This is a genomic window from Flavobacterium faecale (assembly GCF_003076455.1).
GTDB classification, from domain to species: domain Bacteria; phylum Bacteroidota; class Bacteroidia; order Flavobacteriales; family Flavobacteriaceae; genus Flavobacterium; species Flavobacterium faecale.
In genome coordinates, this window is record NZ_CP020918.1 from 3,809,168 (window position 1) to 3,831,146 (window position 21,979).

At 38.1% G+C, this 21,979-nt stretch carries 13 protein-coding genes; 11 read left to right on the forward strand and 2 right to left on the reverse strand.

Features of this window, described 5'->3' with window-relative positions:
• The first annotated feature begins 100 nt into the window (after positions 1–100).
• The 8 genes from FFWV33_RS15975 (at position 101) to FFWV33_RS16010 (ending at position 7,829) form a co-directional block, all read left to right on the forward strand.
• Complete coding sequence (locus FFWV33_RS15975; protein WP_108741821.1) at positions 101–307, forward strand: hypothetical protein; 207 nt, start codon at positions 101–103, stop codon at positions 305–307.
• A 48-nt stretch (positions 308–355) separates the two neighbouring features.
• A complete protein-coding gene (locus FFWV33_RS15980; RefSeq protein WP_108741822.1) occupies positions 356–931 on the forward strand; it encodes a hypothetical protein in 576 nt (191 codons plus the stop codon).
• A 601-nt stretch (positions 932–1,532) separates the two neighbouring features.
• Positions 1,533–2,855: a TolC family protein gene (locus FFWV33_RS15985; protein WP_108741823.1), complete on the forward strand. Its 1,323-nt coding sequence runs from the start codon at positions 1,533–1,535 to the stop codon at positions 2,853–2,855.
• Positions 2,856–2,866: 11 nt separating this feature from the next.
• Positions 2,867–4,063, forward strand: coding sequence for an efflux RND transporter periplasmic adaptor subunit (locus FFWV33_RS15990; protein WP_108741824.1), 1,197 nt, complete (start codon positions 2,867–2,869; stop codon positions 4,061–4,063).
• A 19-nt stretch (positions 4,064–4,082) separates the two neighbouring features.
• Positions 4,083–4,829: an ABC transporter ATP-binding protein gene (locus tag FFWV33_RS15995; RefSeq protein ID WP_108741825.1), complete on the forward strand. Its 747-nt coding sequence runs from the start codon at positions 4,083–4,085 to the stop codon at positions 4,827–4,829.
• Positions 4,830–4,831: 2 nt separating this feature from the next.
• The gene (locus FFWV33_RS16000; RefSeq protein ID WP_108741826.1) at positions 4,832–6,052 is read left to right on the forward strand and encodes an ABC transporter permease; all 1,221 of its coding nucleotides are present in this window, start codon (positions 4,832–4,834) and stop codon (positions 6,050–6,052) included.
• Between the two features lie 4 nt (positions 6,053–6,056).
• Complete coding sequence (locus tag FFWV33_RS16005; protein ID WP_108741827.1) at positions 6,057–7,091, forward strand: sensor histidine kinase; 1,035 nt, start codon at positions 6,057–6,059, stop codon at positions 7,089–7,091.
• 3 nt (positions 7,092–7,094) lie between these two features.
• A complete protein-coding gene (locus tag FFWV33_RS16010; protein WP_211316274.1) occupies positions 7,095–7,829 on the forward strand; it encodes a LytR/AlgR family response regulator transcription factor in 735 nt (244 codons plus the stop codon).
• A gap of 300 nt (positions 7,830–8,129) precedes the next feature.
• Here FFWV33_RS16010 and FFWV33_RS16015 read toward each other — a convergent pair whose 3' ends face one another.
• Together FFWV33_RS16015 and FFWV33_RS16020 are read right to left on the reverse strand one after the other, a co-directional pair.
• Complete coding sequence (locus FFWV33_RS16015) at positions 8,130–9,134, reverse strand: PorP/SprF family type IX secretion system membrane protein (RefSeq protein WP_108741828.1); 1,005 nt, start codon at positions 9,132–9,134, stop codon at positions 8,130–8,132.
• 6 nt (positions 9,135–9,140) lie between these two features.
• Positions 9,141–18,128: a PKD domain-containing protein gene (locus tag FFWV33_RS16020; protein ID WP_108741829.1), complete on the reverse strand. Its 8,988-nt coding sequence runs from the start codon at positions 18,126–18,128 to the stop codon at positions 9,141–9,143.
• A gap of 405 nt (positions 18,129–18,533) precedes the next feature.
• Between FFWV33_RS16020 and FFWV33_RS16025 the strand changes: the two genes are divergently transcribed.
• Genes FFWV33_RS16025 through uxaC form a run of 3 tightly spaced genes read left to right on the forward strand, consistent with a single transcriptional unit; the run spans position 18,534 to position 21,978 of the window.
• The gene (locus FFWV33_RS16025) at positions 18,534–19,346 is read left to right on the forward strand and encodes an SDR family oxidoreductase (RefSeq protein WP_108742583.1); all 813 of its coding nucleotides are present in this window, start codon (positions 18,534–18,536) and stop codon (positions 19,344–19,346) included.
• Between the two features lie 54 nt (positions 19,347–19,400).
• A complete protein-coding gene (gene uxuA / locus FFWV33_RS16030) occupies positions 19,401–20,558 on the forward strand; it encodes a mannonate dehydratase (protein ID WP_108741830.1) in 1,158 nt (385 codons plus the stop codon).
• Positions 20,559–20,565: 7 nt separating this feature from the next.
• Positions 20,566–21,978 (forward strand): glucuronate isomerase, encoded by a 1,413-nt coding sequence (gene uxaC, locus FFWV33_RS16035; RefSeq protein ID WP_108741831.1) that lies wholly within the window; start codon positions 20,566–20,568, stop codon positions 21,976–21,978.
• The last annotated feature ends 1 nt before the right edge of the window (position 21,979 follow it).

Here is a 21,979-nt window from a genome sequence, read left to right on the forward strand (position 1 = left end):
ATATGTTTTGATTTTAATTGAATCGTCCTACTACTTCCTATTTCAACCGACACGTTTTGGCAGTTTACTGTTCTATATTTGTAACTTAGACAGCAATACTATGAAACACTTACAAATTACTTTGACCGATGAGCAATACGACAAACTGAAAGCCAAATTGAATGCTGAGGCACAAAAAAATATGGAACACACCACCTTATCTGGGTTTTCGATTACTTTGAATGAAGCCTTTCCCGGAGCGTCATGGCTCACCGTGAACATGAACGGTGAACTGGATTTGGGAGATGTTGATTGGGAATTAAAATGATTTACACCCTCTATGAACCTTTACCTTCACTTTGAATAATTCAAAACAATGCCTAAAATAAAAATAAACACATTCGGTGAAGGAATAGAAATTCGACAACTCCATTTGGATCCAGATACCTATCAAAAATGGAATGCAATTGCTGCTAGAAAAAATCGCCTTTTAGCCGATTTGTTATTGGATCCGTTTTTTTATTATCAATTAAAGGATTCGCGGTTTAAAGAAATGACTGATATCGATTCCGTTCTAGTTAGCGGCATGCTCAACACGACCAAAAGTCATATCGAAATATGGTTTGATCGTCGAAAAGTACAAAAAATTCAATCGCATGAAATATTCAATGAGATTGTACTATTCCCTTTATTTAAGTTGGCCACAAGTCAAAGCTTCGTTGCAAATGATTTAGAAAAAGGAATTTATGTAGTACAAAAAACCATTGGATTAATTCGTTCAGAACAATTACAAATTAGCGAGCAAAAATTGAATATGGATGATTTTATTTTTACAATTGCCGAATGGGAAAAAACTAAATTCGTAACCGAAATAAAATACAAAAACCAAACATTGAATCCTGTAAAAAGTGATACTTCGATTATATATCAAACGGCTTTTGAGATTCAATAGATTGTGTATGACTTTTTACTTTTCGAAAAAAAAACTATTACTTCTTATTCCATCTACTACTTCTGTAACTATTGTCTGTTTTCATAATTAGGACAACCAAAGCATTCTACATTCAACTCAAATTGATAGGTTGCCGAAAGTTCATAAATACCTCCCGATTTTCCTATTTTTGAAGTACTAAAATCATGTGATAATCCAAACTTAAAATGTTCATACTGCAGTCCTCCAAAAACATTGACTGAGGTTATGAGATGATTATTACCCTATTACCTCCATGGATTGCTAGCTGTAGAAACTCCAAACTATAGCGTTTTAAACATCAACGAAGAACCAAAATCGAGTCGGTTGTACGATCCTTGGTTCCTATAATTGGCCGAGATTAAAAACTTGGTATCGTACGGAAAACCTCAGCCGTAAACTGAAATTTAATCTATTTTCGAAAAAAACAAAATAGGCGATCTGATTTAACCACGACCAAAGTCCAATTTCTCATCGATAAATAAAGGCTAAACATATAGGGAAAGACCGCAAACATCTATTGCAATTTTAGTTAGGCTTCTGTTTTATGTTCTTTGCTGCATAGAAAACAAATCTTATCTGCATGAAACTATACCTAACAATATTGAGCCTCTTTTTTTTACAACTAAATTTTGCTCAGGTGACGCCATCTCCAAAAATATGGACCTTGAACGATTGCATTACTTATGCGATTGAAAATAATATTACCATTAAAGAAGCCGCATTGAGTCGTAGCAGTTCTCAAGTGGACTATGAAAAATCAAAATCGTCTCGCCTACCCAACTTGTTTGGAACAGCAGGGCAAAATTTCTCGAATGGTAACGCCATCGATCCAATTACTAGTGCTTTTGTATCCAATCAAATAAACAGTACCAATTTTGGAATCAATAGCGCAATGACCCTCTACCAAGGTAACACAATAAACAATCAAATTAAGCAAAATGAACTGTTGCTCAATCAAAGTATTTTGCAAGAAGAGGTCGAAAAAAACAATATCGTTTTGAATTTATTAGAAACCTACCTGCAAGCCCTTTACAGCAAAGAAAGTATCGACATCGCACAAAACAATTTGACCGCCTCCGAAAAAGAGGTTTTGAGAGCCAAATCCAGACTTGATGCAGGATCCATTGCGATCAATGACTATACCGAAGCGCAAAGTCAAGCGGCTACAAACAAATATACTTTGATCACTGCCAAGAACACCTATCAACAATACATCATTAGCTTGAAACAATTGCTGGAATTGGGACCCAACGAAACTATGGAAATCGCAACGGTGACCGACTCGACTTTACGATCAGACAGTGAACAAAATAAAGCATCAGTTTATGAAAATGCTATAAAATTTTTGCCTGAGTTGGGCGTTAGCAACCTCAATATAGCCGTAAATGAGAAAAAACTGGATATTGTAAAAGGTCCTTATTTACCCACCTTATCATTAACCAGTAGCTTAGGAACGGGATATACAAGTACAAATCTAAGTTCGTTTTCTGATCAATTGAACCTGAATTTCAACCAGAGAGTGGGTGTATCACTTAGTGTTCCAATTTTTAATCGAAATGCTACCAAAGCCGCTGTAAAAACAGCAACAATCAATATTGAAAAGGCAAAATTACAAAAGCAAACTACCGAAAAAGCGGTGTACAAGAAAATAGAAACAGCCTATCAAAATGCAATGTCGGCTCAAGAACAAATTGCAGCGGCCGAAGCGGCACAAACAGCAGCAGAATCTTCTTTTAAATTGGCACAAAAAAAGTACGAATTAGGCGCACTGAGCACCACCGATTTGGTCATCAGTCAAAATACGTACACCAATGCACAACAAACCTTTTTACAAGCAAAATACTTACAAATTTTATACAATCAATTACTAGAATTTTACCAAGGAAACGGTATTAAACTTTAATCTACACGAACATGAATAAAAAGAAACTAATAATAAGCAGCCTATTAGTACTAGTAGCAGCTGTGATTGCCTTCATCTTTATAAAAAATGATAAGGCCGTTCTGATCGAAGCCAAAACTACTCCTGCAACAACTGGTACTGTAACTACCATGATTACTGCAACAGGAACAATTGAACCCATAACACAAGTTGAGGTAGGGACACAGGTATCTGGTGTGGTCGAAAAAATTTACGTTGACTACAATAGCCCTGTAAAAGAAGGTCAGCTTATTGCAGAATTAGACAAGACGAATTTGAAAGCCGCTCTCACACAAGCACAAGCCGCTTATGACAATGCGCTTGGACAACGCACCTATTTGCAATCTGTTTTTTCGAGACAAAAAACATTGTATGATAACAAGGTGATTAGTAGAGCCGATTATGACGAAGCCTTCTATAACTTACAAACGGCCAAAAGTACGGTAACAGAGAAATTATCGGCTTTGCAACAATCAAAAACCAATTTGAGTTACGCCAATATTTACTCCCCAATTGATGGTGTTATTCTATCAAAAGCGATTGACGAAGGGCAAACCGTGGCAGCAAGCTTTAGCACACCGACCCTATTTACTATTGCACAAGATTTAAAAGAAATGCAAGTAGAGGCCGATGTGGACGAAGCCGATATTGGAGATGTAAAAGTGGGACAAAGAGTAACTTTTACTGTTGATGCCTATCAAGGACAAATTTTTAATGGTGAAGTGACACAAGTACGACTTGACCCTACTGTGACCTCAAATGTAGTTACTTATACCGTTGTCATAAAAGCCGAGAATCCAGATTTGAAATTAAAACCTGGATTGACTGCTACAATTTCTATCTACACCTTGGAGCTTAGCAATATCCTAACCACAGAAGCAAAAGCAATCAACTATTCCCCAGCAGATGAAACTTTGATGGCCTATTACAGACAACAAAAAATAGCTCCCAAGCCCCAAAATAAAAACACAACAGCCAAGGGTACCGATCAAGTATGGGTTTATGGAGCCAACGGCGAAATTACTCAAAAACAAGTAACCTTAGGGGCAAGTGATGGTGTTCATGTTCAAATTATATCAGGCGTTCAACTGGTTGACAAGCTGTTGTATAGTTTGAAACAAGGTGTGGTTGCTGATGGTCAAAAAGATGCCGCAGGCGAAAGTCCGTTTATGCAAAAACGACCTAGGTAAGAAAAAAAAATAACACACTATGAGCAAAGACATTATAAAAATCGAAAACCTAAAACGCGAATTCACCATGGGTACCGAAACGGTTCATGCCCTCAAAGGCATATCGTTTACAATTCAGGAAGGAGAATTTGTGACCATTATGGGATCTAGTGGTTCTGGAAAAAGTACCATGTTAAACATTTTAGGCTGTTTGGACCAACCCACATCAGGATTGTATCAAATTGATGGTGTTCAAGTAAAGAATTTAAGTCGAAATGAACTGGCTACCATTCGAAATGAAAAAATAGGATTCATTTTTCAGTCCTATAATTTATTAGCTCGAACCTCAGCAATCGAAAATGTAGAATTGCCCTTGCTATATAACAGTAAAGTCTCAACATCAGAACGCAGAGAACGCGCAATAAAGGCGCTACAAATGGTAGGTCTTGGTGATCGAATGCACCATACTCCTTCTCAATTATCTGGAGGTCAACAACAACAACGAGTAGCCATTGCCAGATCACTGGTTAACAACCCCGTTATGATTCTTGCAGATGAGGCCACAGGAAACCTAGACACCCGCACCTCATACGAAATTATGTCGTTGTTTCAGGATTTAAACAAACAAGGTATCACCATTACATTTGTAACACATGAGCCAGATATCGCAGCATTTAGCAATCGTACAATTGTTTTGAAAGACGGAAACGTTATTCAAGATTTCCAAAATAAAAATGTCTTATCTGCTGCAGAGCAATTAGCCAAGTTACCACCCGAAAAGCATTAATTATGAGACTACTAAATTTATTCAAAATCGCTCTCAAAGCCATTGTACTCAACAAGGTTCGAACATTGTTGACCATGCTCGGTATCATTATTGGTGTAGCATCTGTAATCGCAATGTTGGCAATTGGAGAAGGATCGAAAAAAAGTATTCGTACTACAATATCCAACATGGGGTCGAATATGATCACCGTTAAACCAGGAGCTGATGAACGTGGAGGTGTTCGCCAAGAAGGAAGCACTATGGAGACCCTCACACTCAAAGATTATCTTGCCATAAAAGAACAATCAACTTTGTTGAGCAATATCACACCACTAGTAAACAGTAGCGGACAAATGATTAATGGATCCAAAAACTGGCCATCTACCATTTATGGTGTCAATACCGAGTACCTAGCCATAAAAACAACGGATTTAAAAAGCGGAAGTATGTTCACAGAGGATGAAGTGCAAACTGCTGCAAAAGTAGTCTTGTTAGGACAAACCGTGGTTGACAATGCCTTTGGAGAAGGAGTTGATCCCGTAGGTCAAATGATCCGCTTTAACAAAATTCCGTTTAAAGTAATAGGTGTACTCGAGGAAAAAGGAGAAAACACATTTGGACAAGATCAAGATGATGTGGTGATAGCGCCTTATACTACGGTACAAAAACGTATCTTGGCAATCGATTATATCAACCAAGTTGTGGCCTCTGCCATTAGTGAAGACGATGCGCCTGCTGCCGTAATACAGGTCACAGACATCCTACGTACACAACACAAACTTACCGAAAATGAAGATAACGACTTTGATGTAAAATCAATGGAAGAATTAATTTCAACCTTTAGTTCAACTAGTGAGATGCTAACGTTACTACTTGTTGCAGTAGCAAGTATCTCCTTGCTTATTGGAGGTATAGGGATTATGAATATTATGTACGTTTCGGTCAAAGAACGAACCAAAGAAATCGGTTTGCGTATGGCCGTAGGCGGAAAAGGATCGGATATTTTGATGCAATTTTTGATCGAAGCCGTTCTTATTAGTGTTACAGGTGGACTACTTGGGGTTATTTTAGGTCTTGGAACAACCGTATTTATCGAAAAATTCTTAAATTGGCCCACGAGTGTGGCTTTATACTCTATCGTTGTTTCCTTTTTGGTATGTGCCGTTACCGGAATATTCTTCGGCTATTATCCTGCCAAAAAAGCTGCTGCTTTAGATCCCATAACCGCCTTACGATACGAATAAAATCATGTACAAGAACAACAAAATAAACATCTTTTCGCACCTACTAATTTGGTTTATCCTTTTTAGTATGCCCTATGTACTATCTCTTGGCAAGTCATCTGATTTGATTAGAACAATTGCTCATTTTTGGATTCCGATAGGGTTTTATGCTGTTATATTCTACCTCAATTATTTTGTGATTATCGATCGGTTTCTTTTTACTCGACGTACATTAGTATTTATTGGTGTCAATATGCTACTTATTACTTTTTTTATAATTTTAAAAGATCAAATAGATGATTCATTTTATCGTGAATTAATAAAAAAAAATGAATTTAATAAATCCGAAGGACCACCTTTTAGAATGTTTATGTATATTCAGATGCTATCTTATCTGGCTCCTTTGTTATTTGCAATAGCTCTCAAAACTACCCAACGCTACATTAAAACTGAGGCAGATCACCAAGAAGCTGCGCAGTTCAAATTACAATCAGAGCTACAACATTTGCACTACCAGCTTCAGCCACATTTCTTTTTTAATTCTTTGAATAACATCTATTCTATGGTGGATATTTCACCAGATGAAGCCAAAAAAGCGATACATAGTTTAAGCAAATTAATGCGTTATATGTTGTATGAAACCAATTCTGAACTCGTTCCTTTGTCCAAAGAAACTGATTTTTTGAAGAAGTACATTGATCTTATGAAACTTCGGGTTTCCGAAAAAACGTCTGTATCATACCAATTCCCTACCGAAGCAAACTCGATTCAAGTAGCTCCTTTGCTTTTTATTTCTTTAATCGAAAATGCCTTTAAACATGGTGTCTCTGCTAATAAAGAAAGTCACATTAAAATTCAAATGACAACGCACCAAAAAACAATTTTATTTAGTATCGAAAACCAGAATTTCCCTAAACAATCTGATGATAAAAGTGGTTCAGGTATAGGCTTGACAAATCTTGAGCAGCGCTTGAAATTGTTATACACCAACAAACACACATTCAAGACATTAATAAAAGACGACTTATTTATCGTGCAACTAGAAATCGAAACAACTTAGAAAATGAATAACCTGAAAATTAGCTGTATGATCGTAGATGACGAACCTATGGCGCTCAATTTGGTCGAAAGTTATGTAAACAAAACACCTTTTTTAGTACTCAAAAAAAAGTGTTCAAATGCAATTGATGCACTAGAATTTATAAAAGAAGAAACCGTTGATCTTTTATTTTTGGATATTCAGATGCCCGATTTAAGCGGAATAGAATTCTCAAAAATGATTCCGAAAACCACTCGGATTATTTTTACTACTGCCTTTGATCAATATGCGCTTGAAGGTTTTAAAGTGGAAGCGCTTGACTATTTATTGAAGCCGTTTGACTATGCCGAGTTTTTGGCCGCAGCCAACAAAGCAAGCACCTGGTTCTCCATGATAAACAGATCTAAACCAGCAGCAGCATCCGTCTCTGAGGAAAAAGAATTTTTGTTTGTCAAAAGTGAATACAAGCAGTTGCGCATTACACTAGCCGATGTATTGTATTTTGAAGGTTTAAAGGACTATATCAAAATTTGGTTGGTCAATAATCCTAAACCTATTTTAACGCTCATGAGTCTCAAATCATTGCAGGAAGAACTCCCAGAGAACACTTTTATGAGAGTACATCGTTCTTTTATTATCGCTTTGAAACATATTGAAGTGGTCGAAAGAAGTCAAATCATCATCAATAATCAACGAATTACGATTGCAGAACAATACAAACCTGGTTTTTTGGAATATATTAATTCAAATTCACTCTAAACGGATTTTATGTAGTACAAAAAACCATCGGATTAATTCGTTCAGAATAACTACAAATTAGCGAGCAAAAATTGAATAGGAATGATTTTACTTTTGCAATTGCCGAATGGCAAAGTGCTACATTCGTAACCGAAATAAAATATAAAAAACAAACATTGAATCCTGTAAAAAGTGATACTTCAATTATATATCAAACGACTTTTGAGATCCAATAGATTGCGTATGACATTTTACTTTTCGAAAAATTAAACCATATAAAGAACTTTCTATTACTGCTTATTTTATCAAATAGTACTGTAACTATTGTCTGTTTTCATAATTAGGACAACCAAAACATTTTACATTTAAATCGAATTGATAGGTTAGCGAAAGTTCATAAATACCTCCCGATTTTCCTATTTTTGAAGTACTAAAATCATGTGACAAACCAAATTTAAAATGTTCGTACTGCAGGCCTCCAAAAGCATTGACTGAGGTTACAAGATGACTATTACCCGATTGCCTCCATGGATTGGTAGCTGTAGAAACTCCAAAATACACCGTTTTAAACATCAACGAAGAACCAAAATCGAGTCGGTTATACGATCCCTGATTCATGTAATTAGCCGAGATTAAAAACTTGGTATCGTACGGAAAAGTGAGCACATCAATATAGTCAGCCAATAAGAATTCATATCCCATACTTGCCGAAAAAAACATATCTAGAGGCACATTTCCCTCCTCTACAAAAGAAATATTAGGTTTATTCAAGTGCTTTAAAGACAAACCAAACCATGCTTCTTGATTGTTTACTAACATACCTGCCGAAAAATCAAAAAAGGTAAATTTATTGTTTAAAACAGTTGGATCTACTGAGCTTCCGTTTATTGTTCCAGAACCAATGTTGATTTGATCTCCCAAAACCAACCCTCCAAAACCAAACGACTTTGTTCCAAATCCCAATTCGATACCCGGTCTAAAGTACCAATTGTCATTTAGCGCCACTCTATAGCTGTAATTCAGGTTGAATTCGGTAAGGCTATAATTGGTATTGTTCTCGCGATGACTAAGGACGCTACCTCCTATTCCGCTATTCATTTTCTCACTCCAGGTGTTTACAAAGGCATAATCGGTATCTACTTTTAGATTTAGATCAGGCCATTGCGAGCGGTGCAAAATACCTGCATAAGTGGTTTCTAAAAAACCTGTATAGCCAGGATTTAGCGTTTCTGGAATAATAAAATATTGAGTAAATATTGGATCTTGTGCTTGTACGGTTATTGAAAAACAAGTGAACAGGATGATATAAAGGGTTTTGAAATTCATGTTTTTTTATTTTATAAGTACAATTGCTCCTTGATCCTTTATCGTTCTACCGTAGAAAGTTTTACCAACTATTTTGAAATAATAATTCCCATTTTCGGCCAAACTATCTTTTATTTTTCCGTCCCAACCTCTAATATTTTCTCCTTTTTCAGTATAAATCACAGATCCCCAAGTATCAAAAACAGTGAATTCAATTGCATTTAAACCTACAAAAACGGGCACAAAATAATCGTTGATTCCGTCATTATTTGGAGTGAAACCGTTTGGAGATAATAATTTATATCCTTTGTCTACAACAATTTTTAGGGTATTGATATACACGCAGCCAAAAGGATAACTTATTTTTTGTGTTACCACATATTCGCCCTCGGTTTTGTAAATATGAATTGGATTGGGTTCATTTGAGAACGTATTGTCGCCAAAATCCCAAACAATCGAATCGTACTTTCCTGTAGCCGTATTGGTAAACTGAATGGGATCTTCAATAGAATACGTACCAAAAGTTGTTTGAGCAAAGGAAGTCGCGGTAAAAGCAGTAACCGAAGCCAAAGGAACCTCTACCTCAAAAATATGATCCGTTTTACAACCCAAACGATCGGTAGCAGTCAAAATCACAGAACCATTTTGATTGGTCGTCATAATTTCATTATTAACACCACTGACAGTACCACTAGACCAATTGAGTTGATACGGTGAAACGCCGCCAGAAACCACAGCGGTATATATTTGGTTAATGGTTCTCGTTTCACAATCAACATCTGTTTTGACAGTAACGTTCGCTACCAAAGGCACCGGACGGTTTATCGAAAACTGCCCTTCTTTTGTACATCCATTTGCATCTGTGACTGTCACTTCATAAGTTCCTGCCAAAACAGCAATTAAGTCTCTGGTTGTAGCACCATTCGACCATGCATACTTGAAAGGAGCTGTTCCTCCAGAAATCAATAAGCGTATCGCCCCAGATGCAGCATTATCACAATCCAAAGCATTGGTCACTGAGGAACCTACGACCAAGTTTTGTGGTTCAACGATCACAAAAGTGCGTTGTATTTGACATGGCGTACCATCTGAAATAGTAGCGGTGTACGTACCCGCAGCTAAATTATTTCGAGTAAGACCAGCAGTACTACCATCACTCCACACCAAAGTAACGGGTGCTTTACCTCCAGTTAAATTCATGGCAATACTACCATCTTTGGCTCCGAAACAACTTATATTTTTCTTAATTGGATTTACAGAAAAAACAGGAACTTGCGGAATTGTGATGGTTTTTGAAAACGTGCATCTATTGGCATCTGTTACGGTCAAAATATAATCACCTGCTCCCAAATTGGTTTGATTGAGCGTCGTTGCCAAATTGCTCCATTGGTAGGTATAAGGACCTGTCCCTCCCGAAATGGAAGCATTTATAGTTCCGTTTTCATCACCGTAGCACAAAATTGGTGTGAAACTAGAAGTAATTGCGATTTGTGTTTTCTGACTCAAATCCACCACAATTGTTGCACTACAATTGTTGGCATCGGTAACTGTTACATTGTAGCTTCCAGCAGGCAGATTATTTAAATTTTGACTACTAGCACTAAAGCCATTTGGTCCCGACCATAAAAAAGTATAACCTGATGTACCCAGACTACCACCGTTTACATCGATGATAATGGCGCCAGTAGCAGCTCCAAAGCATAAAATATCTGTCTTTGATTGCAGAGCCACGGTTAAGAGTGTAGGTTGTTGTATCGAATATAAAATGGATTGTGTCGTACAATTTTTAGTATCGGTAACAGTAAGTTGATACACCCCCATCGTCAAAGTCGAAATATCTTTTGTCGTTGAAAAAGGTAAATTATTTTTGGTCCATGCGTACGTATACGCGCCACTTCCGCCTGTGACATTAACTGCAAGAGCGCCATCATTTCCGTCGAAGCAACTGACATTTTTTTGATTTTGCAAAGCAATGATAATTGGCGTAGGAGCCGCAATTGTATAACTTTTTACAAAGGGACAACTACCAGCATCCGTTATCGTCAAACTATAAGTACCTGGCAAAAGATTTGAAATTGCATTAGTGGTAGCAGTAAATCCACTAGGTCCCGACCAAGAATAACGGTAAGCTGCTCCAGTCGAAAACGGAATTCCACCAGTTGCGTTAACTGATATACTTGCAGTATTTGCACCAAAACAACGGTTATCTACTAGCGTTTCAATAGTGCTAATTAATGGATTGACGGTGACCACTATGTTAAAATCTGCACCAATACAATTACCAGTAATGGGACGTACCGTATACGTAACAGTGGCAGGAGATGTGGTTGAATTTGTTAAAACTTGACTGATCCCTATTTGAGAAACTGCTTGAGCCGTTGCTCCTGTTACCGATCCTAGTGGGCTTATCGTCGGCGTTGTCCACGTATAAGTTGTTCCAGTCGGTACTATATTCCCACTCGTTAATGAAGGAGTAATTGTAAATTGTGTCCCACTGCAGGTAGACGCTGTAGTATTACCTATTTCAGCTTTTGGATTGATAATTACATTTGCAACAGTTGTTACTACCTTCCCACAGCTTCCAGAAAGTGAAGGAAAATTGATTACGCAATAGTAATAAAAAACACCTGTCGTTGCAGTTGGTGGTGCATAACTAGCATTTGTAGCCCCTGCAATTGCTAAGCCTCCTGTAGAAGAAGATGCAGTATTGGAAAACCATTGATAACTGGCCGTCCCTACCCCATTGCTTATTGTAAAAGCTAAAGTTGTGGCAGTGCCGCCCAAACAAATGGTGCTAGAAGCAGGTTGACTACTAAGGGTTGGTGAGGTCGCAAACTGAACCATTGCAGTTTCAGATGTTACCGAGCATCCAAAGGTGGTTAATTGGCTTACTTTGCAATAGTAATAACTTATTCCTGTAGTAATTGTTGGTTGGTAAGATGCCGCAGTGGCAGTCGCAATCGCTGAACCTGTGACTGTGTTGTTATTTGGATTTCGATACCATTGATACGTATATGTACCGTTACCACTTGTGGCCTGAACTGTTAGAAGTGTTGGAATATCACCCGAACAAAGCAGTTGGTTACTAATAGGTTGTGTTGTAATAGTTGGTTGATCATATACTCTTACTTCCGCAAAGGCACTTGTCTCGCTACCGCAGCCGTTGGCGCTTCGTGTTACTGTAAGGTAATAGTAATAGGTACCCGCACTTGTAAATACTGGTGGAGTATATGTACTTGAAGTTGCACCCGTGAGTGGTGACCCGCCTGTATTTGAGGCATCTGTATTGCTGTACCATTGATACGTTTGAGTTCCTGCTCCTCCAGTACTTACGACCGATAGCGGAGAAGAAAGTGTAAATCCAGTACATACACCTTGGGTTCTAACAGGTTGTGACGTAATTGAAATAGCAGGACTCACCGTCACTGATGCAATTGAAGAACTAAGTGCTGCACAGCCTGCTGAAGATAGATTGATAACGCAATAATAGTAGACTGTTCCAACGGCTGTTGTGGGTGGATCATAGATTGCAGTCTGTGCTCCTACGATTAGATTACCTCCCACACTGCTATTAGTCGAATTTGAAAACCATTGATATGTCGGATTTACAGCGACTGCACTTACTGCAACTGATAACTGGGTAGGTCTTCCATCCAAACAAACGGTACTCGGAACAGGTTGTGTCAAAATAGTTGGCGCTGGATTAACGGTCACAATTACAGTAAAACCTGCACCAATACAATTACCAGTAATCGGACGTACCGTATACGTAACAGTGGCAGGAGATGAGGTTGAATTTGTCAAAACTTGACTTATCCCTGATTGAGAAACAGTTTGAGCCGTTGCTCCTGTAACGGATCCTAATGGGCTTATCGTCGGCGTTGTCCACGTATAAGTTGTTCCAGTCGGTACAACATCCCCTTCAGTAGTTGAAGGCATAATTGTAAATTGTATCCCACTGCATGTAGTCTCTGTAGTATTACCTATTTGAGCTTTTGGATTGATAATTACATTTGCAACAGTTGTTACTATCTTCCCACAGCTTCCAGAAAGTGAAGGAAAATTGATTACGCAATAATAATAAAAATTACCTATAGCTGTACCTGGTGGCTCATAACTAGCATTTGTTGCACCTGAAACTGCAACACTTCCTGTAGTAGAAGATGAAGTATTGGTAAACCATTGATAAGTGGCAGCCCCTAAGCCATTGCTTATTGTAAATGATAAAGTTGTGGCAGCTTCGCCCAAACAAATGGTGCTAGAAGCAGGTTGACTATCAAGGGTTGGTGAGGTCGCAAACTGAACTGCTGAAGTAGCAGATGTTACCGAGCATCCAAAAGTTGTTAATTGGCTTACTTTGCAATAGTAATAACTTATTCCTGTGGTAATTGTTGGCTGGTAAGACGCAGCAGTTGCAGTCGCAATCGCTGAACCTGTGACTGTATTGTTAACAGGATTTCGATACCATTGGTACGTATATGCACCGTTACCTCTTATGGCCTGAACTGTCAGAAGTGCTGGAACATCATCCGAACAAAGCAGTTGATTACTTATGGGTTGTGATGTAATAGTTGGTTGATCATATACTTTTACTTCCGCAACAGCACTTGTCTCGCTACCGCAACCATTTGCGCTTCGTGTAATTGTAACGTAATAGTAATAAGTACCCGCACTTGTAAATACTGGTGGTGTATAGGTATTTGAAGTTGCACCCGTGAGTGGCATTCCGTTGGTGTTCGAGGGATTTATATTGCTGTACCATTGATATATTATATTTCCTGCTCCTCCCGCACTTGCGACCGATAGCGGAGAAGAAAGTGTATATCCTGTACACAAACCTTGGGTTGTAATAGGTTGTGTTGTAATTGAAATAGCAGGGCTCACCGTCACTGAAGCAATTGAAGAACTAAGTGCTGCACAGCTTCCTGAAGGTAGACTGATAACGCAATAATAGTAGACTGTTCCAATGGCATTTGTGGGTGGATTGTAGGTAGCAGTTTCTTCTCCTAGGATTAAAATTCCTGCAGTTGAGCTATCAGTATTATTTGAAAACCATTGGTATGTGGGGCTTACGGCGGCAGCACTTACTACAACTGATAACTGGGTCGGACTTCCATTCAAACAAACCGTACTCGAAATAGGTTGTGTCAAAATAGTCGGCGCAGGATTAACGGTAACTATCACAGTAAAATTAGAACCTATACAATTACCAGTAATCGGACGAACCGTATATGTAACGGTTGCAGGAGATGTGGTTACATTTGTCAAAATTTGACTGATCCTTGTTTGAGAAACAGTTTGAGCCGTTGCTCCTGTTACCGATCCTAATGGGCTTATCGTCGGTGTTGTCCACGTATAAGTTGTTCCAGTCGGTACAACATTCACATCAGTTGATGAAGGAGTAATTGTAAATCGTGTTCCACTGCAGGTTACAGTTGTTGTATTACTTATTTGAGGATTTGGATTGATAATTACATTTGCAACAGTAGTTACTACCAAACCGCAGCCTCCAGCAAGTGATGGAAATTTGATTACGCAATAGTAATAAAAATTACCTATTGTTGTACTTGGTGGTGCATAACTAGCATTTGTTGCACCTGCAATTGCTACACCTCCTATAATAGACGAAGTAGTATTAGAGAACCATTGATAATTGGCTGTCCCTACCCCATTGCTTATTGTAAAAGCTAAAGTTGTGGCAGTTCCGCCCAAACAAATAGTGCTAGAAGCAGGTTGACTGTTAAGGGCTGGTGAGGTTACAAACTGAACTGCTGAAGTAGCAGATGTTACCGAGCATCCAAAAGTTGTTAATTGGCTTACTTTGCAATAATAGTAGGTTGTTCCTGTAGTACTTGTTGGTTGGTAAGACGCAGCAGTTGCAGTCGCTATTGGTGAACCTGAGCTTGCATTGTTAACCGAATTACGATACCATTGGTACGAATATGCACCGTTACCACTAGTGGCCAGAACTGTTAAAACAGCAGGAATATCACCCGAACATAGCAGTTGATTACTAATAGGTTGTGCTGTAATAGTTGGTTGATCATATACTTTTACTTCCGCATAGGTACTTGTCTCGCTACCGCAGGCGTTGGCGCTTCGCATTACTGTAACGTAATAGTAATATATACCCGCACTTGTAAATACTGGTGGAGTATAGGTACTTGAAGTTGCACCCGTGAGTGGAGTCCCGCCAGTGTTTGAGGCATTTGTATTGCTGTACCATTGATACGTTAATGCTCCTGCTCCTCCCGTACTTGCAACCGATAGCGGAGAAGAAAGTGCAAATCCAGTACATACACCCTGCGTTGTGACAGGTTGTGATGTAATTGAAATAGCAGGACTCACCGTCACTGAAGCAATTGATGAACTAAGTGCTGCACAGACTACTGAAGATAGATTGATAACGCAATAATAGTAGACCGTTCCAACGGCTGTTGTGGGTGGATCATAGATTGCAGCTTGTGCTCCTACGATTAGATTACCTCCCATAGTGCTATTAATCGAATTTGAAAACCATTGATATGTCGGGTTTACAGTGGATGCACTTACTACAACTGATAACTGGGTCGGTATTCCATTCAAACAAACATTACTCGGAAGAGGTTGTGTCAAAATAGTCGGCGCTGGGTTAACAGTAATTACAAAATTAGCTGGAGTTCCAGTACAAATTCCGTTTTTTGGCGTTACTACATAGGTCACTGTTCCAGAAGTGGTATTTGTAGTGGTAATAGTTCGTGATGGAATTGTAGCTCCAGTACCCGATGCAACAAATCCTGTGATTCCCGCAGTAGCGGTAGCAGTCCAACTATAAGTCGTACCGACTACATCTGCTATTAAATTAATAGCTAAAGAAGTTGTACCAACGCAAATAGATTGTGCAAAATCAGTGTTGGTGATTTTTGGTGATGCTAAAACTAAAAAACTTTGCGTAGCAGTTGTTGAGTTTCCGCATTCGTTTGAAACGACTAATGACACCGTATAATTACCTGCAGTAGCATAACTTATTGAACCTGGATTAGCAGTATTGGCCGTTGCTGGTGATCCTCCAGGGAAAGACCAAGCATAAGCTAATGGTGTAGTCGACGATGTACAACTGCTTACAACGGCAACTGGATTAATACTGCCAGCTCCACACAAATTGCCAATCGAATTAATAGATGCGGTCGGTGGTTGTTTTACCTCTACTGTTTGCGAAGTAGAAACTCCCGCACAACTGTTCGTCGCTGTTAAGCGAATGGTATACGTACCGGGCTCAGTAAAATTGTATGTCGCATTTTTTGTCGTTTGATTAGGAATACTCACTGTTACTGGACCACAACTGGCTCTAGAATACGTGACTGTCCATAGGTAGCTCGCTGCTGTACATGAATTTGTTTCTACAGTATTATTTATAGCTGTAACTGCCATTGGAGCACAATCGCCTATTTTAATTAAAGTGAAAGCAGGCACTAACGGATTTTCGATGCAAATTTGTTGCGTTTTGGTATCGGTCCCACAATAATTTTGACCAGTAAGTGTAACTGTATAAGTACCTGGATTTAAAAATTTGTGTATTTGATCTGTAGGTAAGTAAGGTCCAGTAGTAATTATGGGCGTACCATCACCAAAATCCCATGTAAAAATAGACGTTCTATCGCAACTTTGTTGAAAGCCAGAAACTGTTGTATTGATAAAATTAACGCTGGAGTTGACACAAGCTTTATCAGTAAAACTAAAATCTACTTTAGGCTTTGTCAATATAGTTATATTAGATAAAGTAAAAGGTGTTGTACCGCATGCATTAGTAACATCCAGCTTTACTGTAAGTGTTGAACTTGGACATGAGGTTCCATTATATACGTGCGGAATTGGATAATTTAGAGATAATTCAGGTTTAGTAGCATTGTAATAAATTGAACCTATAAGTTCTTGCTGCGTTAAAATTTTCACGGGGGTATTATCTCCATAATCAACGCTATATGTAGTATCTAAAGAATTCTTGCCCCAGCTAGAAATTGAAAACTGCAATGGTTGTGTCGGCGAACATAAATTTTGAGTTGAGCCAGGACTATTGATACCTCCCAAAGGATTTGATATATTTTTAATTACATAGGTCTTTGTACCTATACAACCTTCATTACCCAAAGCAGTAACAACCATATTATAGACTCCTGTACTAGTATAGGAATGAGTTACTGGAAAACTAACTCCACTTTGCATGTTGCCATCACCCCAATTTATACTATATTCGGTTATACATGTCGAGGATCCGTTATTTCCAACTTTGATTTCATAATTAGAATTCTCAGAGGCATTACCACAATTATTAAATGGAGCGAAAGGACTATTAACATCTGTAATATTTATTAGTGGAGCCTGCTTAACTGATACTTCCTTATTGCTAACTACAGTACATCCATTAGAAAATACAGTAAGTTTAACTGTAAATTTTTGAGTTGTACATCCCGTTGCTATGTATGAGTGCACCGGATTGGCCAGTGTTGAAAATGCTGTACCATCACCAAAGTCCCAAGAATAAGTATATAGCCCTGACCCTGATACGACTGACTGAAATTGAATACTAGTACCTGCACAACTATTATCATTGTTAAAACTAAAATCAACTGATGGAGCGGCAAATACTTCAGTTGTATAATTTACATCCTGCGATATTTCCTTTGCATCGACAGAGGAATCTTTAATACTTCTAATAGAATATTTTTTAGGCCCTAGATCACTACTTGGTACAACAACTGTTGCAAAATTATCTGAACCTATGCTAGTAATAGTTTGGTCTGCACCATTATTAATCGAATAGGTAAAAGTGTAAGGTTTACTTCCTCCCGTCGCATTAAAAGTAATTAAATTGTTGCTGGAATTTTGGCATATTTCCTTAACACCTGAAATCGTACTGGTGGGATCTGTAATCTGAGAACTAATTTCTACACATCTCTCTGCATTAGTTGCTCCGAATAAAAAAGTAATTGATGTAGTTGTAAAAAAAAAGTAAAAAAGTAGGTAGTGTTTAATCATACAAATGTGTACTATTTAGTGGCATAAAAATATAATCCTTTATATTTCACCTACAAAAATATACTTAAATTTCGTTATTTACTTACGGCTTTACGTAAATAACGTATTTTAATAAACAAATTTTCAATATTGCTTAAAAGTTACAGATCTGATTCTTCTATTAAAGAAAAAGAAGGCTATCCAATTCCTGCTATAAAAAAAAACAACTTCATACGTTTTTATAATTAAAACTGCACTATTCAAAAAAATAATCATTTTTCATTTCGATTTTCATAAATCAAAATAGAAATTGTCTATATTTGTGATGACCGTGTGCGTACACAAGTACACGTGAATTGATATTTCTATCGTTTATAAGGACGCAAGATTACTTATTAGATTATACTTAAAATGAAACTAAACACTATGAATAAAACATTCGATCTAAACGGAAAAATAGCATTGGTCACCGGCGGCGGCGGCGTTTTGGGCGGTAATATGGCACAAGCATTGGCACAAAATGGAGCAATCGTAGGCGTTATGGGTAGAACTCCCGAAAAACTAGATCAAATGGTTGCTACCATTCAAGCAAACGGAGGGCAAGCATTTGCAATTGTTACCGATGTTGTGAACGAAAGTGATTTAGAAAAAGCAAAACAGCATATCGTTACTACTTATGGCAAACTAGACATTCTTATCAATGCTGCTGGCGGAAATATGCCTGGTGCAACCATAATGCCTGACCAAGATTTCTTTAATGCAAAACAAGAAGATTTACAAAAAGTACTAGATCTAAATGTCATGGGCACAATGCTTCCATCAAAAGTTTTTGCTGAATTGTTTGCCAAACAAAAAAATGGCGTAATCATAAATATTTCGTCAGCGGCCGCAGATCGTCCTCTAACTCGTGTTGTAGGCTACTCCGCATCCAAGGCAGCAATTGATAATTTTACTCGCTGGATGGCTGTAGAAATGGCTACCAAATACGGTGAAGGAATTAGAGTAAACGCTATTGCTCCCGGCTTTTTTATTGGCGAACAAAACAAGGCGCTCTTACTTGCTCCAGACGGAAGTCTAACTTCCCGAGGTGAAACAATTATCTCAAAAACCCCAATGGGACGTTTTGGGAATCCTGAAGACCTTGACGGTACATTAATATGGTTGTGCAGCGAAGCATCCAAATTTGTTACCGGCATAGTCGTACATGTGGATGGAGGTTTTGGAGCTAAAAGCATATAATCAAATTAAAAGTGGAATTGAAAATAGAGGTTATCATTAAACATAAATAACACAATGGAACAAACATGGAGATGGTACGGACCAAATGACCCAGTGAAATTATCGGATGCTAGACAAGCTGGTGCTACCGGAATTGTTACTGCCTTACATCATATTAAAAACGGACAAGTATGGGAAGTGGATGAAATCATGAAACGCAAAAACGAAGTCGAAGCCGCTGGATTGACTTTGTCAGTGGTAGAAAGTATTCCCGTTCATGAAGATATCAAAAAACAATCGGGTGATTATTTAAAATATATCGAAAACTACAAGCAGAGTATCAAAAATTTGGCGGCTTGTGGTATTGATATTGTTTGTTATAATTTTATGCCCGTTTTGGACTGGTCAAGAACTGACTTGTCGTATGAGGTAGAAGATGGCTCCAAAGCATTGCGTTTTGATGTAAATGAATTTGCAGCTTTTGAATTGTTTATTTTAAAAAGACCAGGAGCAGAAAAAACCTATAACGAAGCTCAAAAAGTAAAAGCTAAAGCTACTTTCGAAAAAATGACAGATGCTGAAAAACTTAAATTACAGCAAAATATTATCGCAGGTTTACCTGGTGCAGAAGAATCTTATTCTGTCGAAGATTTCTTGAAAGTGCTACAAGGATATGATGGAATTGATGCAGCCAAATTAAAAGAAAATTTATATTATTTTTTACGCGAAATCATCCCTGTGGCGGAGAGTGCTGGTGTAAAAATGGCTATTCATCCCGATGATCCACCCTACCCTATTTTAGGTTTACCAAGAGTAGTAAGTACCGAAGCGGATTTGAAACAATTATTAGAAGCTATTGATTCTCCTTCCAACGGATTTACTATGTGTACGGGTTCCTACGGTGTAATTGCTGAGAATGACCTACCTGGAATTGTAGACCGTCATGGTGCTAAAATGAACTTTATCCATTTGAGAAGTACACAACGCGATGCCGAAGGGAATTTTTACGAAGCCAATCATCTAGAAGGTGACGTTGATATGTACGCAGTGGTAAAATCAATTATCCAAAAAGAAAAAGAAACTGGCCGAATTATTCCAATGCGTCCCGATCACGGACACCAAATGTTGGATGATTTGAACAAAAAAACAAACCCAGGGTATTCAGGAATTGGTCGCTTACGTGGTCTTGCTGAATTACGTGGTCTTGAAGTAGGAATTAAAAGAAGTTTATAAAAAAAATATGTCACAAACATTCATCACCGAAGATTTTTTATTACATACTGAGGTTGCCAAAAAGTTGTACCATGAGTATGCCAAATCGCAACCCATTTATGATTATCACAATCATTTGTCTCCAAAAGACATAGCCGAAGATCGTCAGTTTGAAAACATTACCCAATTGTGGATCGAAGGCGATCATTACAAGTGGCGTGCCATGCGTGCCAATGGGATCAACGAAAAGTACATTACGGGTGACGCAAGCGATTTGGAAAAATTCAAAAAATATGCCGAAACCCTTCCTTATACTTTAAGAAACCCCTTGTATCATTGGACACATTTGGAACTGAAAAATTATTTTGGAATTACAGAGCTATTAAACGCTGATTCTGCCGAAAGAATTTTTCATACCTGCAACGAGCTTTTAAAAACTCCTGAATACAGTGTTCGAAAGCTATTGCTAAAAATGAATGTCAAAATGGTAGGAACTACCGATGATCCTACAGATGATTTAGCCTACCACAAACAGTTGAAAGAAGAAGGTTTTGAAATCGCTGTTTTACCAACTTTCAGACCTGACAAAGCTACAGAAATCGAGAAAAGCCTTGCTTTCATAAACTGGATTCAGAAATTAGCAACCGTTGTTGGCTATGCTATTTCAGATTATGCAACCCTGATAAAAGCCATTGCAGAACGTCATGATTATTTTCATGAAGTGGGTTGCCGTATATCCGATCATGGACACAACAATTATTATGGAGCAGATTTTACTGCCGAAGAAGTAGATACCATTTTCAAAAAAGGTTTACAATTACAACCACTTACTTCATTAGAAATAGAAAAATACAAATCGGCTGTATTAAACAAAATTGCTACTATGAACCACAGTAAATCGTGGGTACAACAATTTCACGTAGGCGCTATTCGAAATAACAACGCCAAAATGATGGAAGTTTTAGGACCAGACCAAGGATTCGATTCTATCGGAGACCAAATCATGGCCGAAAACATGAGTCGCTTTTTTGGTCGATTAAGTATCGAAAATGCCTTGGCCAAAACGATTGTCTACAACCTCAACCCTCGTGACAACGAAATGATTGCATCAATGGTAGCCAACTTTAACGATGGTTCTGTCGCTGGAAAAATGCAATACGGTGCCGCTTGGTGGTTCTTGGACCAAAAAGATGGAATGGAAAAACAATTGGACGTCCTTTCTAACTTTGGGTTACTAGGCCGTTTTGTCGGAATGTTGACTGATTCTCGCAGCTTTCTATCGTTTCCACGTCACGAATATTTCCGACGCATTCTCTGCAATGTTTTGGGTGAAGAAGTCGAAAAAGGAGAATTACCTAATGACATGCAACTCATCGGTACGCTCGTAACCAACATCTGCAGTCAAAATGCAGTGCAGTATTTTAATTTTTCAAAAGATTAAT